This window comes from Verrucomicrobiota bacterium, assembly GCA_016871535.1.
Lineage (GTDB): Bacteria > Verrucomicrobiota > Verrucomicrobiia > Limisphaerales > SIBE01 > VHCZ01.
In genome coordinates this window covers 1-6,548 of the sequence record VHCZ01000317.1, presented here as the reverse complement: position 1 = coordinate 6,548, position 6,548 = coordinate 1, and the positions used below count along the sequence as shown (strand labels likewise).

Here is a 6,548-nt window from a genome sequence, read left to right as displayed (position 1 = left end):
AGGCGATCTCCTTCTCGGCTTTTTCTTTGTCTAGACTCCGCGCCACTTCTGCCTTGGCTTGCTCAATCACGCGGTGGGCTCGATCTTTAAGGAGCCATCGTTTCCAAAGTCTGATCCGCTTTTTGCCTTCGACAAAGCGCAAGGCGTCAGGTTCGTCGCCAGAGTCGCAGAAAGCCGACGCAAACGGCGGCGGCGTGCCAAACGTCTTCTGCCAAAGCTCGCCGGCAATTCTGAGCAGCCTCGGGCTTTGTCGGTACGAAATCTTCAAGTCGAAGATTTCAGGTTTCGTGTGCAGTAGTTCCAACTCTCCCCAGTCGGCGATGCCATGCTGGGTCATCCGCTGCATCAAGTCCCCGGACAAAGTGACCGAGTTGAAGCGGGGGTGCGCCAGGAGCGCCATGCATCCCAACTCAGTAGCCGAAAAGTCGGATGCCTCGTCAACCGCGACAACGAGCCTCATCTCGTTCAGGAGCTTCTGGGATACGGAATCCCCAGACTCTTGCAGCACCTGCCCTCCATCGTGGGCGTCTCTGACGACGGACAAAGCTGCGAATATCAGCGTGTCGAGTTCCAGACTGTCGATCTTTCTCTCGTTCACTGCCGGAAGAGACGAACCAAGGAAGAAACCGAGTTCCTCCCAGTTGGCCAACCGGAATTGCTGGTAAACAATCGGGACTTTACGAAGCAGGGAGTCCAAAGAGAACAAGTCGAGGACGCGGGAGATGGAGGCACGGAAGTCTTGCACCGGGGCGGCATAGACCTCCGGTGCGGGATAGGTTCGACCAAGCCCATCTTTCCTGCGCTTTTCGCGGAATTTGTTTTCCTTCTCACGCCATTCCCTTGTCGTGCGCGCCAGCCTGCCAAGTGGAAAAGCGGTCGAGTTGTCGTGGGCGGCTTGTGCGAATTGTTGAATCTGCTGCCACAGCTTGAGCAGGAACTCCATTTCATCCGCAGGCTCGCGCAGTTGGTCAATCTGGCGCTGCTGATGGCTGATTGACTTCTGAATGGCATCCTGGTCTTTCGTGCTCGTCGCAGATGAGAGCTTCGCCTCAAGTTCAGCGATCTCGGCTTGGAACGGCTGGGTTCTGCTTGCGATGCTGGTGACTTCAGCAGTCGCGTAATCAATTTGTCGCCGGAGGACCTCGGTTTGCGTGGTGACTTCGTGGTTAAAATGGCCGCTGGTGGGAAAAAGATCCCGCACTTGTCACGGCCTACGCCCTGATCTCTTTGGAAATGATTAATCGGCGGTTGTAACGGTGACAGCAGTGGAGTTGAGGTGTCGGGCCTGAAACTCCGCGCGCTCTTTGACTATCGCAGCGTGTTCCGCAGAATGACCACTGATGGGCCTGCCCTTTCCCAATCTTCAGCCAGCTTCGCCGGCACGTCGCTCGGACCACGAATGTACGACCCCAACACAATATCTATGTCAGCGTCGTTGTCGAGGTCGCGCGCATCCATCGTGAGCCAGCGGCCCGCCAGGTATTGACGGAAGGTCGCTGCCGTGAACTGCATTGAGCCGCGGTTCTCCAGATAAACGAAACCTTCCTCCGGCGATTTTTCGTAGTCTGGAAAGAACGAAATCGCGGCGATGTCGAGATCGTTGTCGCCGTCGAAGTCGCGGGCTACCGCCTTGAACGCGCCATTGAGCGGGTAGAAAAGCGCTTCTTCAAACCGGTTCTCGCCTCGGTTTAGATACAAGCGAATCCCATGATACTTCTTGATCGGCGAGGTGTACTCCCCGTTATCGCCATTCGTGACGAGGAAATCCGCCTTGCCGTCATGATTGAAATCGACAACTTCAAAGTAGGTATGGCCGTAAATGGGCGGCTTCTGAAATGCCGTGTGCGTTGTAAAGCGGCCCTTTCCATCGTTAAGAAGAATAAATAGCGCCTCGGTCTCCTGGGCGATCAACACGGCGATGTCACGGAATCCATCCCCATTGAAATCCTGCACCACGGACCGGATGGCGCCAGCTTTCGGGATTAAGACGTGTTCCTTCAATTCGTCCAGGCCCATGTTCTCGTGCCAACTGAAACGGCCGGCGAAATATCCGAAAAAGCAGGTCAACATGTCCGCCTTGCCGTCGTGGTTTATGTCCGCAAAAACCGTATCTGTCAGGCGAGGCGTTTTTGTGAAGAATGTCTTGGCCGGCGCGAAGCTTCTTTCCGTTCGCTGCAGCATCGCCAACCCTCCTAACGGCTCCTCGGAAGGGATGAAACGCCCGATCATTGTCACGTAAATACCCCGCGCCGTTTCCGTCAACGCCACAGGCACATTGTCCACACTCACCGAATCGATCCACTTTCCGGCCGCGTCGATGATATTTAACGTTTTGGACGCGTCGTCGCCGAAATAGATGCGGCCGGTGGGCTGGCTGATATGCACCAGCGTCGTCGAGGCTGGTTCGTGACGGAAAGGGACCGCTTCAAAAGTGAATTGTTTGAGATCAGCGGCAATTCTCTTGCGCGGCTCCTGGGGCAAAGGTTGGACTGGCGCGGCTTCGAGATAATAGGCCGTCATAAGCTGGAACTCTTCCAAGGAAACCATCGGCACGCTGGGGATGATGCCCGCGGCTTTGATAAATTTGGCGTCCGCATGCTTTTCCAGAGTGGCGGGAGACAGGCCCATCCGAAAGGCCATGCGCGGCAGCGTTTGTTCTTTCCAGGTTCTCTGATCGAGCAAATCAGGCTCCGGAAATAGATGGCACGCCGCGCAATGGACTCTGGCCAGTTGTTTTCCGGCTTGAAATTTCGTATCCGCCGGGACGGCGCTGTTTGGCGGGCCCGAATGTGCAGGTTTGGGGTCAGCTGCGGACGCGTAGAGTGCTAACCAATACCAAGTGCAAGCGCAAAGCGTTAAACTGAGGCGCAGCGGGTTCATCCTGGAAAAACAAAGCTGGCCATCAATAATCGCGACACTGGCGACACTGTAAGAGCGAGCCGGCACGTTTGCGAGCAAAAGCGCAGGCCGGGCATGCCCGGAGAAGACGCTGCCGGAGACAAAAATCTAAAACTCACAAACCGCAAACTCGTTTTTTGTAGTTGCAATTAGAAACCATTTATACTTAAATGCGCCCGTTCCAAAAACTCACAATGACCCAAACGCACGGTGCGCGCAGAGAGATCGCCGAGTTTCCCGGTAGTCTCGGCAACGTCTTGTGAGATATATCAGAGGACAAAATATGCGAGTTCAACGTACCACATCACTAAACAAACGGAGAGGCCTTAAAGCCTCTATTATTGTCGGGTCGTTTTCGTTATTGGCTGCTGTTGCTCATGCTGGGACAGCTACCTACAATTTCGACGCCGATCCCAGCACTCAACTCAAAATCGTGGGTAATAACCCCGAACCCTGGAAGAACGCTGGTGGCAACCCTGCCACCGGAGGATTCCTGGCCATCACTTATCCCCAAGGAAGCCAATATACGGGTGTTCTCTTCCCCGATATTGATACTGGAAAAATCGTCACTGCCTTCAAATTTGAATGCGATTTGCGCGTCGGTAATAGCACCGGCGATCGCCCGGCGGACGGATTCAGCATCAGTTTCGCCCGGAGTACGGATCCTCTATTGGCTGAAATCGACGGTGGCGGAGGCAGTACGGGGCCATTTGCAGGCGGTGTCCCGGAAGCAGGCTCTACGACGGGTATAGCTATCTCCTTCGACACTTGGTCTGGCAACGCCCTGCCTGATGGTCCCGATATCGAGGGCATTATCATTCGAGTGGATAACGTGACCATATTGAAACAGCCAATGCCGACTCGGCATGGCGCGTGCGCCGATACGACCAGCTTGCAAACGGGCCCGCGCGACGCGGCTTACTGGGCGGGCGGCGGCGAGCCAACTGCGCCGGAAGCTTGGGCGGGTCTCTGTTGGCAGCCCTTTTCGGTCGATTTGGATGGCAGCGCGAAGTTGACCGTCAAGTACAAAGGCAAAACCATTCTCAATCAATTTCAAACTTCCTACTTCCCGACGCCGGGTCGTTTGATTTTGGCTGGCCGAACCGGTGGCGCCAACGAGCATACTCACTTCGACAATATCAAATTGACGACGGTGGCGGTGACCGATGCTGCACCTCCCACCGCCCCCACTAATGTAAAAGCGATAGCCCAGCACGCCCGCCGCATCAAGCTTACATGGGATGCGGGTACGGATGATTCCGGAAGGGTTGCCTACGAAATTGAGCGTAATGGCACTCTTCTACCTGGCTACGCCACCGGCACAAGCTTCGCCGATACCAAAGTAAAACCCGACACCAGCTATACCTACAAGGTTCGGTCGGTCGATCCGGGTCAGAACAAGTCCGCTTTTAGCGCAGCCGTTACCATTAAGACTCCGCCTGAGGTTTCAACCTTTCAAGCGGGCGTGATGAAGTGGGAAGCCTTTAAGGATATCGGGGGCACGGCGCTTGATCCGCTGAAGGACAGCGACAAATTCAAGAACAACGAACCCGATGAAGTACGCACGGTCGCCGGATACGAGGGTCCGACCAACATCGGTGATAATTACGGAGCGAGGATTACCGGATTCATTACGCCCGAAACTAGCGGCAGCTATATCTTCTTCATGTCCACTGACGATAATGGCGAGCTTTATCTGAGCACAGATGACAAACCGGCCAATAAAGTCCTTATCGCCTCTGAGCCCCAATGGGGTGCCGTCCGGGCGTGGACAGCGGCCGACCGCCGTCCTGGATGCCCGGATGCATGCGAAAACCGCTCCGCTCCTATTCGGTTGGTGGCCGGCAAGCGTTATTTCACAGAGCTAATCTACAAGGAAGGCGGCGGTGGAGACAACGGCGCGGTGACTTGGATCAAGGAGGGCGATCCGCTGCCCGCAAATGGATCGCCTGCGCTGGGCGGAAAACTGGTTGGTTCGTTCGCTGATCCGAACGCTGGTCCGCCCTCGATCGTCAGTCAGCCGGTCGGAGCAACGCCGCCAGCGGGCGGAAAGGCAACTCTCAGTGTGAGCGCAATTGGGACGGCTCCTTTGTCTTACGAATGGAGTTTCCAGGCCTTTGGTGAGCGTGCGGCGAGTCCGCTGGCGGGCGCTACTACAGAATCGATCGGCGCGAGCGCCCCCGGTATTTATTCCGTGACCATTAAGAACGAAGAAGGTACCGCGGCGAGCGGTCCGGCCATGCTTATCAAAGAAGGCACCCTCTTTATTGAAGCCGAAGACTTCAACTTCGGCAGTGGCAATTATGTGAAAGATAAGGCCATTGGGATGAGCGGCACATATGCGGGCGGCTCGTTTAGCGATTTAGGCAGTGACGCCGACGCCGGCATTGACTGGAACAATCCCGGTGGCAACGCCGGTCAGCCGTATCGTCCTGGAACGGGCGTCGCAGCCGGCAAACCGAATCAGCATCCCGATGGCATACCGCGCGGCAGCTTCAACGTTGCCGTAAATCACGTCGTTGGATGGAATGATGCGGGCGACTGGCAGAATTATACGCGCGTCTTTCCTCAGCCGGCGAAGGAGTACAGTGTCATTGGCCGCCTCTCATCCGGTGGAAATGCGATTAACGGGCAGTTGGACGAGGTTACGGCCGGCGCGAAAACCGCTAACCAGACCTTGAAGAAAATCGGCGTGTTCAAGCCCGGAAGAGCGACGGCCGGGTGGGATATCATGGAATGGTTCCCATTGACCGATGATGCCGGCAAACCTGTAACGCTAAGCCTTGGCGGTGAGAAAACTCTTCGGTTTACCACGCAACCGGGCGCCAATCTCGACCTGGATTATCTGATGTTTGTCCCGGCCGATGGCGGAACAACACCACCGCCTGGACCGAAGATTGACAAAATCACTAAGAGCACAGGCAACAACATCGTCATCGAATGGACCGGCACCGCTGTCCTGCAATCGGCAGACGCCGTCACCGGTCCGTGGACCGACGTGGCCGGAGCAGCCAGCCCGCGGACCGTGCCAATACAAGGCACAACGAAGTTCTACAGACTAAAGCAGTAGCGACATCGCTTTAGCGACGACTCAGAAGACCGGACGCGAGTCCGGTCTTTTTTTCGTCATTTTGCGGAGTGGTTCGGAGCGCAGATGCCCACCTCCGCAAATTGAAGTAGTTGCCCCTCGAAGCAGAGGCAGGCATCCGCGCTCCGAACCGCTCCGCAAAATGCGAGATGCTATGGGCGCTGCGTTCTCGAGAGCGCTTGGAGTGTCTGAAGATATTGCTGAGCGAGCCGGTTCGTCGGATCGAGACGCAGGGCTTCGCTGAAATGCACGGCCGCCTCGTTTAGTTGCGATTGCTTGGCGAGCGCGACTCCGAGGTTCAAGTGACCGCGCGCAAAACCAGGATTGATCCGCACAACGGTGGCGAACTGTTCTTGGGCCTCTCTGATTTTTTCTTGAGTTGCCAGTTCGACTCCCAGCAAATAACGCGCTTCCCAAAAGTCATGTTTCAACCGGTCCCGAATCGTCCTTTTCCACTGGCTGACCAGCATCGGATGCACCTCATACTCCCGCGCCAACTGCGCCACCGTTTTGACTCCCATTACCGCTTCCAAGCCCACTTTGGCCTTGAAAGCGCCGTTGT

At 56.0% G+C, this 6,548-nt stretch carries 4 protein-coding genes; 1 reads left to right on the top strand and 3 read right to left on the bottom strand.

Annotated features, from left to right (window positions below):
- Both FJ398_24845 and FJ398_24840 read right to left on the bottom strand, forming a co-directional pair.
- Positions 1-1,201, bottom strand: a 1,201-nt coding sequence (locus tag FJ398_24845) for a hypothetical protein (protein MBM3841123.1), incomplete at its 3' end; no start/stop codon positions are given.
- Between the two features lie 107 nt (positions 1,202-1,308).
- Positions 1,309-2,958 carry a VCBS repeat-containing protein gene (locus tag FJ398_24840; protein ID MBM3841122.1) on the bottom strand — a complete coding sequence of 550 codons (1,650 nt, stop codon included), beginning with the start codon at positions 2,956-2,958 and terminating at the stop codon, positions 1,309-1,311.
- 199 nt (positions 2,959-3,157) lie between these two features.
- On the opposite strand from FJ398_24840, the gene FJ398_24835 reads away from it, so the two are divergent.
- Positions 3,158-5,968 (top strand): hypothetical protein, encoded by a 2,811-nt coding sequence (locus FJ398_24835; protein MBM3841121.1) that lies wholly within the window; start codon positions 3,158-3,160, stop codon positions 5,966-5,968.
- 170 nt (positions 5,969-6,138) lie between these two features.
- Here the strand turns inward: FJ398_24835 and FJ398_24830 are convergent.
- A partial coding sequence (locus FJ398_24830) for a tetratricopeptide repeat protein (protein MBM3841120.1) occupies positions 6,139-6,548 on the bottom strand: 410 nt, incomplete at its 5' end.